Source organism: Leptodesmis sp. (genome assembly GCF_052746595.1).
Genome location: NZ_JBRAGO010000032.1, coordinates 25,056 through 42,397 on the forward strand (window position 1 = coordinate 25,056; position 17,342 = coordinate 42,397).

Annotated in this window: 14 protein-coding genes; 8 read left to right on the plus strand and 6 right to left on the minus strand. The window is 49.7% G+C overall.

All coding sequences use genetic code 11. The features are described 5' to 3' along the window. Positions 1-43 precede the first annotated feature (43 nt). The gene (locus tag ACUVQO_RS09315; protein WP_445925602.1) at positions 44-2,473 is read left to right on the plus strand and encodes a M48 family metalloprotease; all 2,430 of its coding nucleotides are present in this window, start codon (positions 44-46) and stop codon (positions 2,471-2,473) included. Between the two features lie 18 nt (positions 2,474-2,491). On the opposite strand, the gene ACUVQO_RS09320 is transcribed toward ACUVQO_RS09315, so the two are convergent. Beyond that, on the minus strand, positions 2,492-3,334 hold the full coding sequence (locus tag ACUVQO_RS09320; RefSeq protein ID WP_445925603.1) for a prephenate/arogenate dehydrogenase: 843 nt from the start codon (positions 3,332-3,334) through the stop codon (positions 2,492-2,494). A 190-nt stretch (positions 3,335-3,524) separates the two neighbouring features. Here ACUVQO_RS09320 and ACUVQO_RS09325 point away from each other — a divergent pair, with 190 nt between their 5' ends. Further along, entirely contained in the window at positions 3,525-5,102 is a 1,578-nt protein-coding gene (locus ACUVQO_RS09325) for a pentapeptide repeat-containing protein (RefSeq protein WP_445925604.1), read from the plus strand. Positions 5,103-5,251: 149 nt separating this feature from the next. Here ACUVQO_RS09325 and ACUVQO_RS09330 read toward each other — a convergent pair whose 3' ends face one another. Next, positions 5,252-5,380: an integrase core domain-containing protein gene (locus ACUVQO_RS09330; protein WP_445925605.1), complete on the minus strand. Its 129-nt coding sequence runs from the start codon at positions 5,378-5,380 to the stop codon at positions 5,252-5,254. A 94-nt stretch (positions 5,381-5,474) separates the two neighbouring features. Then, entirely contained in the window at positions 5,475-5,801 is a 327-nt protein-coding gene (locus ACUVQO_RS09335) for a hypothetical protein (protein ID WP_445925606.1), read from the minus strand. Between the two features lie 287 nt (positions 5,802-6,088). Here ACUVQO_RS09335 and ACUVQO_RS09340 point away from each other — a divergent pair, with 287 nt between their 5' ends. Then, a complete protein-coding gene (locus ACUVQO_RS09340; RefSeq protein ID WP_445925607.1) occupies positions 6,089-6,643 on the plus strand; it encodes a hypothetical protein in 555 nt (184 codons plus the stop codon). A 143-nt stretch (positions 6,644-6,786) separates the two neighbouring features. Here the strand turns inward: ACUVQO_RS09340 and ACUVQO_RS09345 are convergent, their stop codons facing one another. The 3 genes from ACUVQO_RS09345 to ACUVQO_RS09355 all read right to left on the minus strand — a co-directional run bounded on the left by ACUVQO_RS09345 (position 6,787) and on the right by ACUVQO_RS09355 (position 10,117). Next, on the minus strand, positions 6,787-7,617 hold the full coding sequence (locus ACUVQO_RS09345) for a carbohydrate ABC transporter permease (RefSeq protein WP_445925608.1): 831 nt from the start codon (positions 7,615-7,617) through the stop codon (positions 6,787-6,789). A gap of 5 nt (positions 7,618-7,622) precedes the next feature. Then, positions 7,623-8,534 carry a carbohydrate ABC transporter permease gene (locus tag ACUVQO_RS09350; RefSeq protein WP_445925609.1) on the minus strand — a complete coding sequence of 304 codons (912 nt, stop codon included), beginning with the start codon at positions 8,532-8,534 and terminating at the stop codon, positions 7,623-7,625. Positions 8,535-8,782: 248 nt separating this feature from the next. Further along, positions 8,783-10,117, minus strand: coding sequence for an ABC transporter substrate-binding protein (locus tag ACUVQO_RS09355; RefSeq protein ID WP_445925610.1), 1,335 nt, complete (start codon positions 10,115-10,117; stop codon positions 8,783-8,785). A gap of 432 nt (positions 10,118-10,549) precedes the next feature. Between ACUVQO_RS09355 and ACUVQO_RS09360 the strand changes: the two genes are divergently transcribed. The 5 genes from ACUVQO_RS09360 to xdhB all read left to right on the plus strand — a co-directional run bounded on the left by ACUVQO_RS09360 (position 10,550) and on the right by xdhB (position 17,293). After that, on the plus strand, positions 10,550-10,942 hold the full coding sequence (locus ACUVQO_RS09360; RefSeq protein ID WP_445925611.1) for a DUF6876 family protein: 393 nt from the start codon (positions 10,550-10,552) through the stop codon (positions 10,940-10,942). 300 nt (positions 10,943-11,242) lie between these two features. Continuing rightward, positions 11,243-11,704: a M67 family metallopeptidase gene (locus ACUVQO_RS09365; protein WP_445925612.1), complete on the plus strand. Its 462-nt coding sequence runs from the start codon at positions 11,243-11,245 to the stop codon at positions 11,702-11,704. A gap of 39 nt (positions 11,705-11,743) precedes the next feature. Further along, positions 11,744-12,916 (plus strand): molybdopterin-synthase adenylyltransferase MoeB, encoded by a 1,173-nt coding sequence (gene moeB, locus ACUVQO_RS09370; RefSeq protein WP_445925613.1) that lies wholly within the window; start codon positions 11,744-11,746, stop codon positions 12,914-12,916. 187 nt (positions 12,917-13,103) lie between these two features. After that, positions 13,104-14,558, plus strand: a complete 1,455-nt coding sequence (gene xdhA / locus ACUVQO_RS09375) for a xanthine dehydrogenase small subunit (protein WP_445925614.1) — start codon at positions 13,104-13,106, stop codon at positions 14,556-14,558. Positions 14,559-14,941: 383 nt separating this feature from the next. Beyond that, complete coding sequence (gene xdhB / locus ACUVQO_RS09380; RefSeq protein WP_445925615.1) at positions 14,942-17,293, plus strand: xanthine dehydrogenase molybdopterin binding subunit; 2,352 nt, start codon at positions 14,942-14,944, stop codon at positions 17,291-17,293. Positions 17,294-17,342: the final 49 nt, after the last annotated feature.

Genomic DNA, 17,342 nt, shown 5'->3' on the forward strand with positions numbered 1-17,342 from the left:
CGATAAGGGTATCTTTAAAAGGTTCTGCGTAGGAGTGCATCCTATGACGGCTTTTCCTGACTCGTCTTCTCACCCCAATGCTCAGACCCTGGCCAACCTGAAAGCTGGATTGGCTGCGTTTAAGCAAGGCAACTATTCAGAGGCGATCGCCCTGCTGTCCCCTGTGCTGGCCAATTCGACCGATCATCCTCTACTCACCAAAGCTCAGATGGGATTGGTGCTGGCCTATGAACGAGTCGGCGAATCTGGACAAGCGATCGAACTCTGCCAGCGCTTGCAGCAAAGTCCTGAACCACAATTACAAGCCTGGGCAACGCAGACAATGGCCACCCTGCTGAAACGGCATCCAGAGATAACCGTGCCGTCAGACCATGCAGCACCAACTGAGCCAGATCCTTCTGCAGCTTCTACGGTTGCAGTCACTACGCCTGAGAATGTTACTGGATTTATTCCCTTAGAAGCAGCTAATCCTGCGATCGCCGCCCCGCCAGAACCAGCGGCCACCGGATTTGTCACAACTCCGAGTTCAGAACAGCCATTTTCATCCGCTTCAGCTTCACCCGACCGCACACCACGGTTCACCAAATCGCCTCAATCTCGCTTCTTGTCGCCATCAGAAGAATCCGCCGCTGCTACTCGCGCTGATTTCGTTGAGGAAAGTCCTTCTCTCTACCAACCCATCTGGCGACTGGCCGGACGTGCCCAGCAGTGGAAGCCACTGGGTAGAGTCAATATGCTGCGTCTAGTGGGGGTTGAAGTGTTCACGATCGTCGCCCTTTTCTGGGTAATTGAGCAACTGCTGCACCACACCGTCAGTCTATACGGTAATTCACTCAATCGAGTGATCCCCATGCTGGGATTTCGCTGGGTCTTGTGGGGGCCACCGCATTGGACAGTACCAATGACGATCGTGCTTCTGAGTATCGCCTTTCTTGCCTCTCGCTGGATTTTAGATGGTCTCCTCGTCTGGTTGTATGGATTAAAGCCCCTCTCCCTGGACGCGCTCGGAGGCTATAGTCCCGAAACGGCGCGATCGCTGCAACGATTTTGCCGCCAGCACAAACTGCCTCTACCGACGTTGGGAGTGTTGCCGACTCAGGCTCCTCTCGCCTTTAGTTATGGCCCAGTTCCCTGGCTTACTCGCACAGTCGTCAGTCAGGGCTTACTGGAACAGTTGTCGGATGAAGAGATTGCCACCGTCTTCGCGAATGAAGTCGGGCATTTAGCCTATTGGGATGTGCCTGTAATGTCGATGTTGGTGGTTCTGGTGCAGCTTCCCTACACTCTGTATCGCCTGACAGCAGATTGGGGAGAACACAAATCAGTCGCTATTTCCAGAGCTTCTGCCACCCTGATTACGGCTCTCAGTTATGGTCTGTTCCGCCTGTTGCGCTGGGTCGGATTGTGGATCTCCCGGCAGCGGGTTTACTACAGCGATCGCATGGCAGTAGATCTGACGGGGAATCCTAACGCTTACACCCGTGCGTTGCTGAAAATGGCGATCGGAACCGCTCAAGAGGTGCAGCAACAGGGCAAAACGAATTACTTGCTGGAGGGAATGGAACTTCTCACTCCCTTGGGCCTACGTCAGGCAATTTCCATCGGCAGTCTGCATCCCTACACACCATTAGAACCGCTCCTGGAGCAGGAACGCACCAATCCTTATCAAACCTGGCTGACGATCAACCAATCCCATCCTATCCTGGGCGATCGTCTGTATCTGCTGACCTTGTATGCCCGTCATTGGCGACTGAAGGAAGAGCTCGTTTGGCCTGAAACCAGCTCGAAATCGAGTCGATTTAAGCGTGCGCTTACAGGTCAACAGTGGCGGGCATTGCTGTTGCAAGGGGCACCCTTCTTCGGAATTGCCTTTGGTGCTGCGATCGCTGTTGCATTATCCTTGCTGGGTCGAATTGGCCTGCAACTGGGGCAAGAGTCAATTCTGTGGCTGTATACCGATTGGGCCAGTGGCAATCGTACTGTCTTGCGGGGGCTGATGCTGATTGGCTTCTCTCTGGGGACGGTAATCCGGCTCAATCCATTTTTCCCAGAGATACAACGACGTTTAACCAATCCCAAGTCCTATCCTGAACTGCAGCAGCAGGCTGGAAACCTGCCCCTGGTCAACCAACCTGTTTCCCTTTCCGGGAGACTGCTGGGGCGATCGGGCATCAGCAATTATTTGAATCAGGACTTATGGCTACAAACCCAGACAGGACTAATCAAACTTCACTGCACATCACGTCTGGGGCCATTCGGAAATCTCTTCCCCCAACCCAGTCGCCCTTGTGATCTGGTGAATCACGATACAACAGTCACAGGCTGGTTTCGTCAGGGAGCTACACCCTGGATCGATGGGGAAACCCTAAGAACTACCGGAGGTCGGGTCAGTCGCAGTTATCATCCTATCTGGTCTACTTTAGCAGCCACGATCGCAGCCCTGCTTGGGATCCTCACAATCCTCAACTTTTAGCCGTCTGCTTTTGGTTTCTCAATCCTTTATAAAAGTGGGTCTAAACTGTTGGGTCTGCAGTAGGGTTGTGTGCAAGGCTTCCCAATCCTGCTGCTCAATTTGTGAAATGAATTGAGCCAATGTGTCACGGTAGGCGTGGAGCGATCGTACCAGCGCTTCAGTATTGTATTGGGCCATCATCATGCCCAACTCCGGATTGCCGCCACCTACCCGGCTAGTATCTCGAAAACCAGAACTGGCTAGTGCTTTAGCCAGATTCAGAACTTTAGAATCTGATTCATTTTGACAAGCCGCAAGTAAACTGGCACTGATCATGACAGGCAAATGAGAAATCCAGGCGACGGCCTGATCGTGTTCTTCCGGCTGGCAATGTACCAGCCGCACTCGCAATGGACGGATTAGGGCTTCGACCTGCTGCACAGCCACTGCTGGGGTTTCCGCTGTGGGAGTGAGAACGTAAGGACAATTGACAAATAAGTTGGGTTTAGCCGCCTCAATGCCACTTTCTGCTGTTCCGGCCATAGGGTGGCCCCCCACAAAGTTGCTCCAATGCGGTGCGATCGTCCGCATAACCCAGCCCTTTACAGAGCCAACGTCTGTTAATACCGTAGTGGCCGCCAGATGGGGAACCAAATCTTTCACTGTAGCTTCCATCACTCCCAGAGGAGTACAAAGAAAAACCACCTCGGCTTGCTGCATCAATCGCAAATCTACGCTGGCTTCATCTACGGCTCCCCGTACGATCGCCCGTTCACAGGTCTGTACCTGGCGGCTTACTCCCAACACCCGATGCCCCAACGTTCGCAAGTCCAATCCCAGTGAACCGCCAATTAATCCCAATCCGACAATTCCAATATTCATCTGCCCGATTCTGTTATGTAATGGGTACGGCAATACCCTCTGCTCATCCTACGCTACTGGGGAAGATGGGATCCCAGAAAAAATTATCTTCGAGAAATATTTTCGAGAGAGCTTGAGATGCCTCATGGGGGAATCCTGATTATAGAAGAACCTTGAATTGTGGCAAGGGTGAATCTACATGAAGGTTGAGATGACAATCGAGGAAGTTCTAAACCAGTACGCCAAGGGGGAACGAAATTTTCCCGCTGTTAACTTCAGTGAAGCGAATCTCAGTGGAGTTAATCTTAGTAGAGCGAGTTTATGTGGAGCCAATCTCAGTGTGGCTAATTTGTGCGGCAGTAATCTGAGTGAAGCTGATCTGAGTCGGGCCAAACTCAATGTGGCGAAGCTAAGTGGAGCGAACCTCAGCAAAGCAAACCTTTACGAAGCAAACCTGAATGTCACAAACTTAACTCTGGCTGATTTAAGTCAGGCTGTCTTGCGTCAGGCATCTTTAGTCAGGGCAGAAATGGCCAGGGCAGACCTGAGTGAAGCCAACCTCAGTCAGGCCAATCTGTCTGGAGCCGACATTAAGGATGCTCGGTTGCGGGAAGCTAACCTTAGCTATGCCAATCTTAATCGGGCCGATCTTAAACGGGCTGTGTTCACCGATGCCATTCTCACCCATGCCAACTTGCATGGGGTGGATCTGAGTAGTGCAGATCTCAGTGGAGCCGATTTAAGCAATACAGAACTTCGACAGGCCAATCTCTGTCGGGCTAATTTACGGGGCGCTAATTTAAGCGGAGCCAATTTACGCTGGGCGGATTTAAGTGGAGCCGATTTAAGCTGGGCGGATCTCAGTGGTGCCCGGTTGAGTGGGGCCAATCTTACAGGGGTTAACCTGAGTTCTACCAATTTGTTGGGAACTATCCTGGTTCATGCCGATTTGACTCGCGCTAGTTTGATTGATGCCGATTGGGCTGGAGCGGATCTGAGTGGAGCGACCTTAACAGGAGCAAAACTGCATGGAGTGCTACGGTTTGGGGTAAAAACAGATGGGTTGCTCTGTGAATGGGTTGATCTTAGTCCTAATGGGGATCAAAGTAATATCTGCCGCTTAACCACCGAAAAAATCAAAGATTTCTTTCAGGAAGCTCCTCCAAGTATTCGTATGAAGGTGGATGCGCCTCTGGATATAGCGGCCCATCATGGTTTGGCAATGGCCTACTACCAGTTATCGCAGAGATACGCGATCGCCCTGCCGCCCCCCAATATTCGCATTGGTCGCCGTCGCACGATCTTCACCTTTGAGCTGAGCCATGATGAGCATCTGTTTCTCGCCGCTTATTTAGTCAGTCTGCCTTTTCAAGATTCGATGTACCTGCGGCATAACCTGACGGCCTTATTAGAAATGTTGCAACCTGCAGAATTAACTAAACAGGCGGCAAACTTATCATCGACTGGATGGTTAACTCAAACTCTGGCGCAACTGAGTGTACGCACTACTGAAATTATGGAGTTGACAGCATCCCAGAGTTTTGTAGAAAAAATCAAATTCTTTCATGCGCCGATTCAAATCACGCTAACCACGTCTAAAAATCAACCTCTGACGCTTTATAGCCATCCGGAGTTTGGCAAATGGATGCAAAACTCTGAGTTAACGACTTCTACTGACTCGTCCGAGTCCGCACCGAGACGAAGAGCCTGTTTACCGACTTTAAGCTCGTTAATTGACTTTATTCAAAGCTTCAAAAGTACCAACCTACCTTCCCTGTCTCAGGTTTAATTTGAAGGAATGTTTGAGCAGTCGCGATCGCCCTGCAAGGTTTGAGGTGGCCCCAACTAATTGGACAATTCTGAGGGATCTCTAAGCTCTGAAATGAGAGATCTCCATGTCCATCTTCAAGCTTCTTTTTCAAAGAGCGATCGCGTTTCTCAATAGACGGCTTCTGGAGTGCGATACTTCAATGCTTGATGTGGGCGCTCTTGATTATACCAATGAAACCATCGTTGTACTTCTTTTCTCAAATGAATTCCATCTTCAAACGCCATCAAATAAATCAACTCATACTTCAGAGATCGCCACAGGCGTTCAATAAAGATATTGTCATGACACCGTCCTCGACCATCTATACACCGATTTGCACTCCAGCCGCCTTTAAGCAGGCTGTAAATGAGTTTGAGGTGAATTGACTGCCTTGATGGAGTTGAAGATCAAGGGTTTATCATAGAGGGCGATTGCCTCCTGCAAGGCTTCGGTACAGAACGATACCTCCAACGTATTAGAAATCCTCCAGGACAGTACTTTACGACTAAACCAATCCATCATGACAACCAGGTAAAAATGACCCTTCAAATTGTTAATCATCGTCGGATGCACTTCGTACTGGCCGGCTAACTCCGCCACAGTTTTCTCACCTCGAATGGCTTCCAGGGCAACTTTGGCTTTGAATTGAGGGCTGTATTGCTTGCGTTTGTTACTCATGAACTACTCTTATCATCTTGGGTATCGTTCAGAGCTTAACCCCCTGTCCAATTTTTGGGGACCACCTCAGAACGATTACATCTGTTGTAAAGACTTTAAAGAAGAATTCAAGCAAATACGTGAAATTCAGCAATCTTTTGAAGATTGGCAAAAGTCTCCGTGCTCTTCTCTGAATGGTGTTAGGCAAGCAGTAATGATTAATGGGTACCAGGGCGACAGTCGTTTAAGCAGTTGTATGCAGAATATTTTGGATTTCCCCCACTCGGTTTGAACGAGTTCACTGGAGTTTGACTATCCCCCATGCTTTACCCGCAGAGCCGTTAATCTCTGGGGACTATGGATGTGTTGTGGTGCGATCGCGTCAGGAATGCCAGACTGCGATCGCAGCCCTACAACATCTGCCCAATATGCGTATGGTGATAGTGACTGAGCCGCATTGCCTGAGAGGGCTAGCCATTCCTGCCAATATCTTGCTGCTAACCAATCTCTCACCCAACTCCAGATTGAACGTCCTGCAATATTCTCGATTTGTGGTTGTACCCCTATCAGATAAGCAGCCCTGCTGTGATTATGAAATTCTGGTAACGGCCATGCAGTTCGGCAAAGCACTGATCACGGCAGATGTACCCAGTATCAGTGACTATGCCTTTCATAATTCCAATGCCGTTCTCTACCCACTTGATCGACCAGAAGCTTTAACCAAGGCAATTTGTGACCTCTGGCATGATCCCAACAAATCTAATTTTCTCGGTAGCAATGGCAAAGGCTTTGCGGAAACCTTTTGCTCTGAAGCGGTTTTACAAAGCTGCTTCCACCAGTTTTTGGTTAGGAAAGGATTCTAGAAGTTTGGATTTTGGACTTCAGCGACCCTTGCAGCATCTGCGCAACAGCACGGAGTATATGACATAAATCTTCTTGGCTTACCATACGGCATTCGACAACATCGATATTTGGAGCAATAACAAAGTTTGCAGGGTAGGTTGTGCTATCCACCTTTCCCCCCTGTAAGGCTCAATCCTTGAATGAAGTAGCGATTGAAAAACGCATAGATGGCGAGAGCCGGAAGTGTAAAGATCATTGAGGCCGCCATGATGTAGTTCCAGTAGCTGATGTATTGCCCTTTGAAAACATTCAGACCCACAGGCAGCGTAAACATTTCAGGGTCAGCCATGATCACTAGAGGAATGAGAAATTCGTTCCAAGCGGCCATAAATACAAAAATGGTCTGGGCAGCAAGAGCGGGTTTGGCTAAGGGCAGGACAATCCGAAAGAAGGTTTCAAAGCGACCCAAACCATCTAAAGCGGCAGCTTCTTCCAGTTCTTTGGGGAAGTTGACAAAGAATTGGCGCATCATGAAGATGAAGGTAGCATTCACCGTTGCTGGAACGATCAAACCCGTATAGGTATTCAACCAGCCGAGAGACTTCAGAATTAAAAACTTGGGGAGTAAGGTAACCTGTCCAGGAATCATCAAAGCAGCCAGAATCATCCAGAACCAAACCTGATTGCCAGGGAAGGAAATTCTGGCCAGGGCATATCCAGCCATTGAGTTAAACAGCAAATTCAACAGGGTAATGACGATCGCGGCGATCGTGCTATTCAACAGCCAGCGACCAAATAATGGCTCTTGCAAAAATATCGTCCGATAGTTCTCCCAGGTAAACGTTTGGGGTATCAAATTTGCTCCCCCCGCCGCAATTTCTGCCAACGGTTTGAAGGACGCAGACAACGCCCATGCGAACGGCAGGATCGTAATCACCGCATAGAGAATCAGTACGCCGTAGAGTAAGCCAGTTGTCCAGTGGAAGTTTTTCATAATCCCTAATCCCCCAACCGCTCTTCATCAAAGACTTTACGTTGCACGAAGGTCGCTGCAATTAATATCAGTGCCAGTACCAGAGTCAGAGCCAGCGCATAGCCCATATCCAGGCTTTTGAAGGCGTATTGGTAAATCAGAAGCACGATCGTCAATGTGGAGTTATTGGGACCACCGGATCCGGCTGAGAAGATGTAGGATTGGTCAAACAGTTGGAAGGTGCCGATCATGCCCATGACCACCACAAAAAAGGTAACAGGCTGGAGAAACGGTAAGGTGATGTACCATAATTTCTCCCACTGGCTGGCACCATCTAACGTAGCAGCTTCATAAAGCGACTCTGGAATATCCTGTAAAGCGGCCAGGTAAATCACCATAAATAGGGGAGCCGTTGACCAGATATTCATGATCATGATGCCTTTCAATGCCACGGCTGGATCACCTAGCCAGTTATAAGATGGCAAGCCTAAGAAACTGAGAATGGTATTTAGTAATCCATTGGAGTTATAAATCCACATAAAGATTAACGTGAGGACGGCTGAAGAAGTTGCAGTGGGCAAAAAGAAAATAATTCTGAACCAGTGTTTGCCTCGAATCTGACTATTTAGAATGAGTGCTAAGGTCAATGCTAGAATAGTTTGAATCGGAACAACAATCAGGGCGTATTCAGTCGTATTTTTCAGAGCGATCCAAACTCGTTCATCACTGAATAGACGAATAAAATTTTTGAAGCCCAGAAATCGGAAGCTCACTTCCCCCAGCAATTGAATTTTGTAAAATGATAAAATAATTGCAAGTATAACTGGCAGGATTAAAAAAACTCCCGCAATAATCATCGTCGGAGCCATGAATAGGTAGCCAGTGATGGTTTCGCGATCGCGTTGTCGTGCCCAGAATTGCTGAATTGAGGAATTCATACGATTTTGGATTTTAGATTTTGGAATTTGGATTAGGACTATGGCATTACCAGCTTAATCAATCCCGTCATCACCAGAATCACTACCTCCACCAAAATCACTGCTATCGAAATCGCTACTCAAGTCGCTGTCACTACCAGAACCAAACCAATCAGACCACCATGAACTACTATCTACCATCTCATGGCTGCTGGTGCGATCGCCAAGATCAATTACATCACAGGCATCAAAACTTAACTTACAGCTAACTAATTGGCCAGATAAATCTCCCGGTTGGCTGTGTCCTGTGCTCGTTTCATGGCCGTGGGTAGGGGTTGCTCACCTAACAGGGCGCTGACAAACTGGTTATTGAAGTTTGTGCGGATAATGGGTAGATTTTCGCCCGCCTGCCAGATCGTGGCATAGGTAGCTCCTTTGACGAAGGGGGCATACAGTGGGTTGCGATCGTACCCCAGTTCAGACAGGAGCGATCGTCGGGAAGGTAAGGCTAATCCCTGCTTGGCCCAGGCTTTCATACCCTGTTGATCGGTTAAATAGCGAATCAATGTCCAGGCCGCCTGTTTATGTTTAGACTGACGGTTCATCACATAGGCTACTGTAAACGCCATGGTACCCCGTTTCCCATTGATGGTAGGGACTTCTGCTGTGCCATAGGAGAGGTTAGGAAAAGTTTCTTTGAAATAAGGAATTGACCACGGCCCTTCAATCACCATTGCCGCCTTTTCCTGACCCAACATCTCACTGCCCCACGTAGCCCCCACATCTGTGGGTTGGGCGGAGGAGCGATCGCGGCGATATTGATCGACGACCAATGCCAAGCCTTTCATTCCCTCTGGAGTAGCAAAAGCCGCATAGCCATACTGATTCACTAGCTTGCCGCCAAATGCCTGAATCATAAACTGCTGCCGCGCTAATTCGGGAGTAAGACCAAAGCCATACTGCTGGATACTGCCTCCCGGCTTCTGGATGGTCAGGCGTTTGGAGACGGTTAACAGGTCATCCCAGGTTTGTGGAGGTCGAGGGATCCTAGCAGCGGCCAGCGATCGCCGATTGTAGAACAGAGCCAGGGTGGAAAAATCTTTGGGCACTCCATAGAGCTTGCCATCCGACTGAAAAGCACTGAGCAGAGATGGTTGAAAGTCCTCCAGGTGAAAATCGGCAGTAATATAAGGATCCAGTGGTTCCAAAACCCCAGATTTCACCAATTTGGGAGCTTCAAACGCTTCCAAATAAAATACATCGGGAGCGACCTCCCCAATCAAACGAGTGCGAATCACATCCATGTACTCGCTGTTGATCGCTTCGTACTTAACTTTAATGGTGGGATTTTTGGCTTCAAAGTCTCGCAACAGTTGGCCCAGAAGTTTTCCTTCGTTGGGATTACTCTGCCAACCGCTGAATCGCAACGTCACGATCGCTGCTTGAGAGACAGCAGCATTGCCTCCTAACTGTAGAGTTGAACTGGAGGAACATGCAGAAAGCCCGATCACTCCCATGGTCTGCAGTACAGCAGCTACCAGCACCCATCGTAAAGACACATTTGTCAGCTTGTGACGCAGCGATTTTAACGGGGCGATCGCCATAAAGGATTCAGGTAAGCCAACAAGCTTATTTTATAAGCAAAATACTGTACTCTAGATAGCCCCAAAATCACCCTAGCGACTGAAGTCGCGGCTATCCGGAGAAAACCTGCCAACGCAGGTTACTGAAAACCTTGATTGCATTGAATCTGCGTTGGCAGACTGGGTGAATGTAGTCGCGGTTTTAACCGCCAGATACTAATAAATCTTTGTAACTACCTCATTTCTGGCTAGCCGTTTAGCTTCCCTACTCTTTGATTGCAAAGTTATGCCGCTTGCGCTTCAGCCGATAAATCATTTCTGGCTAGCCGTTTAGCTTCCCTACTCTTTGGGCACTCTAAATCTGAAATCTCTACCAAGTAAACTCTCTACCAACAGATTTTCCAATCGGGTACTCTACCTGTTCATGCTAGTGCAGCAACAGGAGAAAGAGCCTTGTTAACGAAACAGGAATTACAATTAGGGTTAAGCCAGTTCACAACGATCGACGGCTGGTATCAGCACTGTTTACATCAGTTTGTGTTTACCGATGGAGTCAAGTGGTTATGCGATCGCACCCAATGTAGCGGTTTACTGACCGCGATCGCCTATTGCCAATTCCGGATTAAGCTGCAGTACCGCTCTCTGGAACTGTTCCAGATCTGGCATTTGACATGCTCGGAAGATGGATCGGGTGTGTTGACCTGTAAAACACCGGGAACCAGCAAAGTAATCGTCTGCAAAGAATTGGACTCTGTGGATCGCAGCCTGGACGACCTGACACTCTGGTTGGTTAACGGTATGTTACTTCTGCCGAATGAGCATCGAAGTCCGTGTGTACTTCAGTAAAGACAACAGAAATTACCCTGAAGGGCACCTGCCAAACTCCGATAGATCCTGGACAATAAATAAATAATAGATGTTCAGGGCCATAGGTGGTTAGTTTCAGGCTATCTTCTGCCCTGTTCTAGCGTTTGTTTCTTAACAAAGATTATTCTTTGTCTCTTAATCTCTTCATTAAGGTTTAGTGTATTTCAGTAATTTTATGACCATCGGCTCTAGGCCATCCTAAAATAGGTTGCTGAGGAGCAGGCCTGGAATCATGGCCTAATATCTCAGTCACCTTCATTGATTCATTGCTTTCAAACCGTGCCATTAAAGCTCAATGCGGATCATCTTCAAGCGATGCAATTCCACGCGCAGCAGGTTTACCCTGAGGAATGTTGCGGATTGTTACTTGGATTTGCCGAGCCAGAAGGGAATAGATTGGTAGAGGTTCGGGCCGTCCAAAATGCCTGGGACAAACAAATTGCCAGTGAAATGGCAGCCAATCCCTCGATTACCAAAGCTCGTCGTTACTGGATTTCTCCTGAAGAAATGCTGGTAGCCATGCGAGATGCTCGCGATCGCGGTATGGATATTATTGGGATCTATCACTCTCATCCCGATCATTCTGCTTTGCCTTCCGAGTGCGATCGTCAACTGGCATGGCCGCAATACTCTTACGTTATTCTGTCTATACGGCAAGGAGAAGTTAGGGAACTCTATAGCTGGCAACTTGATGAGCACCATCAATTCCAACCCGAAGAACTCATGGTTCTCCATCCCTGATCCCCAATCCCCTTTTCCACATCACTTACTAAACTCGCTATGCTAAATCCCAATCTGGACGAGATCCAGCTTTCCAAACAAGAATATGAGCGTTATTCGCGACACCTGATCCTGCCTGAAGTCGGACTGGAGGGGCAAAAACGTCTGAAAGCCGCCAGTGTCCTGTGTATTGGTACAGGTGGTCTAGGTTCACCCCTGTTGCTCTATTTGGCTGCGGCTGGAGTTGGCCGTATTGGTCTGGTTGATTTTGATGTCGTGGATCACTCCAACCTGCAGCGTCAGGTGATTCACGGCACCTCCTGGGTCGGCAAGCCCAAAATTCAGTCGGCTAAAGAGCGGATTCTCGAAATCAATCCTTTCTGCCAGGTAGATTTGTACGAAACCCGCCTCAGTTCAGAAAACGCCCTGAAACTGTTTGAACCCTACGACATTGTGGTGGATGGCACCGATAACTTCCCAACACGCTATCTGGTGAATGATGCCTGTGTGTTGCTTGGCAAGCCCAATGTCTATGGCTCCATCTACCGCTTCGAGGGGCAGGCCACGGTCTTCAACTACCAGGATGGCCCCAACTACCGCGATCTGTATCCCGAACCCCCACCCCCCGGACTGGTTCCCTCCTGTGCCGAAGGTGGCGTGTTGGGAATTCTGCCAGGTATGATTGGGGTGATTCAGGCCACAGAAACCGTCAAGATTATTCTAGGGCAGGGAGAAACCCTGAGTGGTCGTCTGCTTCTGTACAATGCCCTCAACATGACATTCCGGGAACTAAAACTGCGGCCTAATCCCGTGCGTCCTGTAATCGACAAGTTGATCGATTACGAAATGTTCTGCGGCATTCCCCAAGCTAAAGCCGCTGAAGCTGAGCAACAGGCTCATCTGCCAGAAATCACCGTGCAGCAACTGCAGTTGTTAATGGATGAAGGAAACACCGATTTTCTGTTGCTGGATGTCCGCAATCCGAATGAGTACGAAATTGCCAAGATTGCTCACTCGGTGCTGGTGCCGCTGTCCGAAATTGAAAGCGGTAGCGGAGTGGATAAAGTGCGGAGTCTGCTGAATGGGCAAAAGCTAATTGTCTATTGCAAGTCAGGTGTACGATCGGCTAAGGCACTGAGCATTCTGAAGGAAGCCGGAATTGAGGGAACCAATGTCAAGGGCGGTATCCTTGCTTGGAGCCGAGAAATTGATCCGTCTGTTCCGGAGTATTAACAACTGAGATAAGTCCTGAGATACCTGAGATAGAGGTGAATTGGGCGATCGCTCAACCTTGGAGGTTCCGCGATCGCCGTTTTGTTATTGGTGATACCATCTTCTACTTTGGATTTGCGATTTTGGATGGCAAAATGCTCTTAGGGGTAGGATGGGCAAAAGGCGATCGATCGTTGAGGAGTAGACGATGAGTGTTGTGCAGGGTTCAGACAAGGCGCCAGAGCAAATGCCAGACTTGCAACCGCAGTTCCGGTTTACGCTGAATGGGGAAGCCGTTTGTCTGACAAATATTTCCCCTACCCTGACACTGCTGGACTGGTTACGGCAAAGTGGGCGGATTGGCACCAAGGAAGGCTGTGGTGATGGCGATTGTGGTGCTTGTACAGTGGCTGTGATTGGTCAGGGCAGTGATGGCCAACTGCATTATCAGGCGATGAATAGCTGTCTGATTCCGATCGCGGCGATCGCCGATCGAGAAATCATCACCGTGGAGGGTTTGGCGAATGGGGAATTGCATCCGGTTCAGGCCGCGATGGTGCAAACGGGTGGCTCCCAATGTGGCTACTGCACTCCGGGCTTCATCATGAGTCTGTTTGCAGCTTATTACGATCGCAGGGTGGATGATGTTGCTGTCGAGGGAAATCTCTGCCGCTGTACGGGTTATATACCCATTCGCAAGGCGGCCAAACAGGTGACAGTCGCAACCCCCTGCGATGCTTTTAGCGATCGCCTGCAGCAGGCCCGCTTAGAATTGTCACCTCTTTATTACAGCAACGGCAGCGATCGGTTCTATCGTCCCACGACCCTGGCTGAAGTATTAGCCCTGCTGCAAACTCATCCCACAGCCACCCTGGTCGCAGGAGCAACGGATTTAGGACTGGAACTAAGTAACCACACGAAGTCCTTCCCAATCCTGATTTCCCTGGAAGCTGTGGCCGAACTGAAGACGTTGACCGAAACTTCCGACGCGATAGAAATTGGTGCAGTGGTGCCCTTAAGTCACATCGAAGATCGGCTGCGAGGGGTGTTCCCGGCTCTGGATGAAATGCTGCGCTGGTTCGCCGCTCGACAGGTGCGGAATCGGGCAACGATGGGCGGCAACATTGGCACAGCATCCCCGATCGGAGATTTGCCTCCCGTCTTGCTGGCGCTGGATGCTGAGTTGCGACTGGTTAGTGCTACCGGAGAGCGCCAAGTGGCAATCGCTGATTTCTTCACAGGCTACCGTCAAACCGTGTTGCAACCAGGAGAAGTGATTGCCTCGATTCGCATCCCCAAAACGCTAACTCCTAGTGCGGTTCGTCGCCTCAGCCAGTCCTACAAAGTCGGTAAACGGGGTACGGATGACATCAGCATTGTGGCCGCTGCCTTCACGATCGACTTGAATGCTGACCAGCAAATTATTCATGCTCGACTGGCTTATGGAGGAGTTGCCGCCACTCCGGCAAGGGCGATCGCCGTAGAACAATCCCTGATTGGCCAACCCTGGAATCACTCAACCATCCAGACTGCAAAAGCCACCTTGAAAAACACCTTTTCTCCCTTAACCGATCTACGTGGCAGTGCTGAATATCGAAAATTGCTAATTGCGAACCTGTTTGAAAAATTCTTTGTAGAAATGGAGGAAAAGTTTAGATTTTAGATTGACGATGAATTCGCCTGAGGGCAGAGTGTTTTAATTAAAACAATAATCATGGATAGAATTTCATTAGTTTCTGACATTAAACCTTTCATTTTTGTCTCAAGAATAAGATCTGCTTTGGTCAGTAACTCTAGCCAGTACAAACATTGCAACCCTTGCATATTAGACATCATCAGTAGAATGGACAAAGCTTGACATGCCCATTTAAAACAGCCAGTATGACAGGGTGAAACGTTTTCCTTTACCCATCCTATCTTTTTTCCAATTTGCAAGAAGCCTATTCATCAGCTTCTTCCTCTACATATACAAATCATCACCAATAAATTCTCGACTCAATTCTCATTCTTTCCCAATCTAAAATCCAAAATCTCCTTTAGGTACCTATGGTTGCCGGAAAACGCAGAAGTCATGAAAGTGCAGTCCATCATGTGACTGGAACAGCCATTTATACGGATGACCAGTGGCAACTCAGTGGCATGCTTTCTCTTTACCCGGTGCTGTCTCCCCATGCCAGAGCGCGGATTCTGGCAATCGATCCCTCAGCAGCCCAGGCTGTAGAGGGAGTCGTGACCGTTCTAACCGCAGCAGATATACCAGGAGAAAACGATACCGGGCCAATTTTGCAGGATGAAGTGTTGCTGCCTGTAAATGAGGTGAGTTACTGGGGGCAGGCGGTAGTGTGGGTAGTGGGTGAAACGCAAGAAGCCGCCCGCTTAGGAGCTGCCCAGGTCAAGGTGAAGTATGAACCCCTGTCCCCAATTCTGACCATCCAGGAGGCGATCGCTCAGAACAGTTTCATTGGCTCTCCGTTAACCATTCATCGCGGGAATCCGGCGGCTCTCATTGAGAAAGTGGATCACTGGCTGGAAGGCGAAGTGGCAATCAAGGGACAGGATCACTTCTACCTGGAAACGCAAACCAGTTGGGTGATCCCCGACGGGGAAGGCCACTACCACGTTTATTCCTCTACTCAGCATCCCACAGAGATGCAGGTGATTCTGGCGCGGGTGCTGGGCATACCTGCAAATCAAATTGTGGTCACTTGCTTACGCATGGGCGGCGGCTTTGGCGGCAAAGAATCTCAGGCGAATCCGATGGCAGCGGCAGCGGCGATCGCGGCTCACAAAACCAGTCGTCCTGTGCGGGTAAAGCTGAAACGCCACCACGACATGATCATGACTGGAAAGCGGCACGGCTTTCTGGGCCGCTACAAGGTTGGCTTCACTGCTGAGGGAGAACTGATCGCCCTGGAAGCCACTTTGTATGCTGATGCCGGGTGGAGCATGGATTTAACCTCCCCTGTGTTACAGCGGGCCATGTGCCATATCGATAACGCTTACTACATTCCCCATTTGGAAATACGCGGCTTGATGGCCAAAACTAACAAAGTCTCCAATACGGCCTTTCGGGGATTTGGGGGGCCGCAAGGGATGGTAGTGATTGAGGAAATCGTTGATCGCGTCGCTCGTTACCTGAGCCTACCGCCAGAAGTCGTGCGAGAGCGTAATTTTTACCGGGGCACTGGCGAAACCAATACCACCCATTATGGACAGGAGATTTACGACAATCGAATTGATCGGGTGTGGCAGGAAGTAAAGGCAAATTCCCGGTTTACAGAACGGCAGGCCGCGATCGCTGAATTCAACCAGACCCACCCCTATCAGAAACGTGGCTTAGCGATCACCCCGGTCAAATTCGGCATCTCCTTCAACAAAACGGTTTACAACCAGGCCGGAGCGTTAATTCTGATCTACACTGACGGCAGCATTCAACTGAATCACGGTGGCACGGAGATGGGGCAGGGCTTACACACCAAAATGCTGCAAGTTGCGGCCAGAGCCTTGGGGGTCAGGATCGATCGCTTCCGGATGATGCCCACCAGTACGGATAAGGTGCCTAACACGTCTGCTACTGCAGCTTCCAGTGGATCAGATTTAAACGGACAGGCCGTAAAAGATGCCTGTGAAACGCTCAAAACCCGGTTAGCTCCCGTTGCCGCCCGGATGTTAAGCCTGGACGCGCCAGAGGATCTGGTGTTTGAGGATGATTGGATTTATCCGGCTACCTATCCCCAACTGCGGATCAGTTTTGAAGCGGTGGTGCAGCAAGCGTACAGCGATCGCATCTCCCTCTCCGCCACAGGCTACTACCGCACTCCTCACATTCACTGGGATGCCGTGACTGGCAAAGGTCGCCCTTTCTACTACTACGCCTACGGAGCGGCGGTCAGTGAAGTAGAAGTGGATGGCTTTACCGGGACGTTCAAATTACGTCAGGTGGATATCGTCCATGATGTCGGTGAATCCCTCAATCCCTTAGTCGATCGGGGACAGGTAGAGGGTGGCTTTGTCCAGGGCATGGGCTGGCTGACGATGGAAGAACTGGTCTGGGATGATCAGGGCCGTTTGCACACCTTTGCCCCCAGCACCTACAAAATTCCCACCATTAGCGAAATTCCGGAACAGTTCAATGTCCACTTGCTGGAACGAGCGGCCCAGGATGGCGTGATCTACGGCAGTAAGGCCGTGGGTGAACCCCCTTTTATGCTGGCGCTCTCCGTCCGGGAAGCGATTCGTGCCGCTGTTGCCGCCTTTGGAGACAATCCCCAATCGGTGCCCCTCGCTTCTCCTGCAACCCCAGAGGCGACCTTGATGGCGATCGAGCAAGTGCGAGCTACTGCTTCAACCACGACTGAAATCTCTGACAATTTCCAACCTGCACCGGTTAACGGTTAACTATTGAGGGGTTGGGGGAGCTATAAGTCCCGCGCTGTATGCGAAGCCT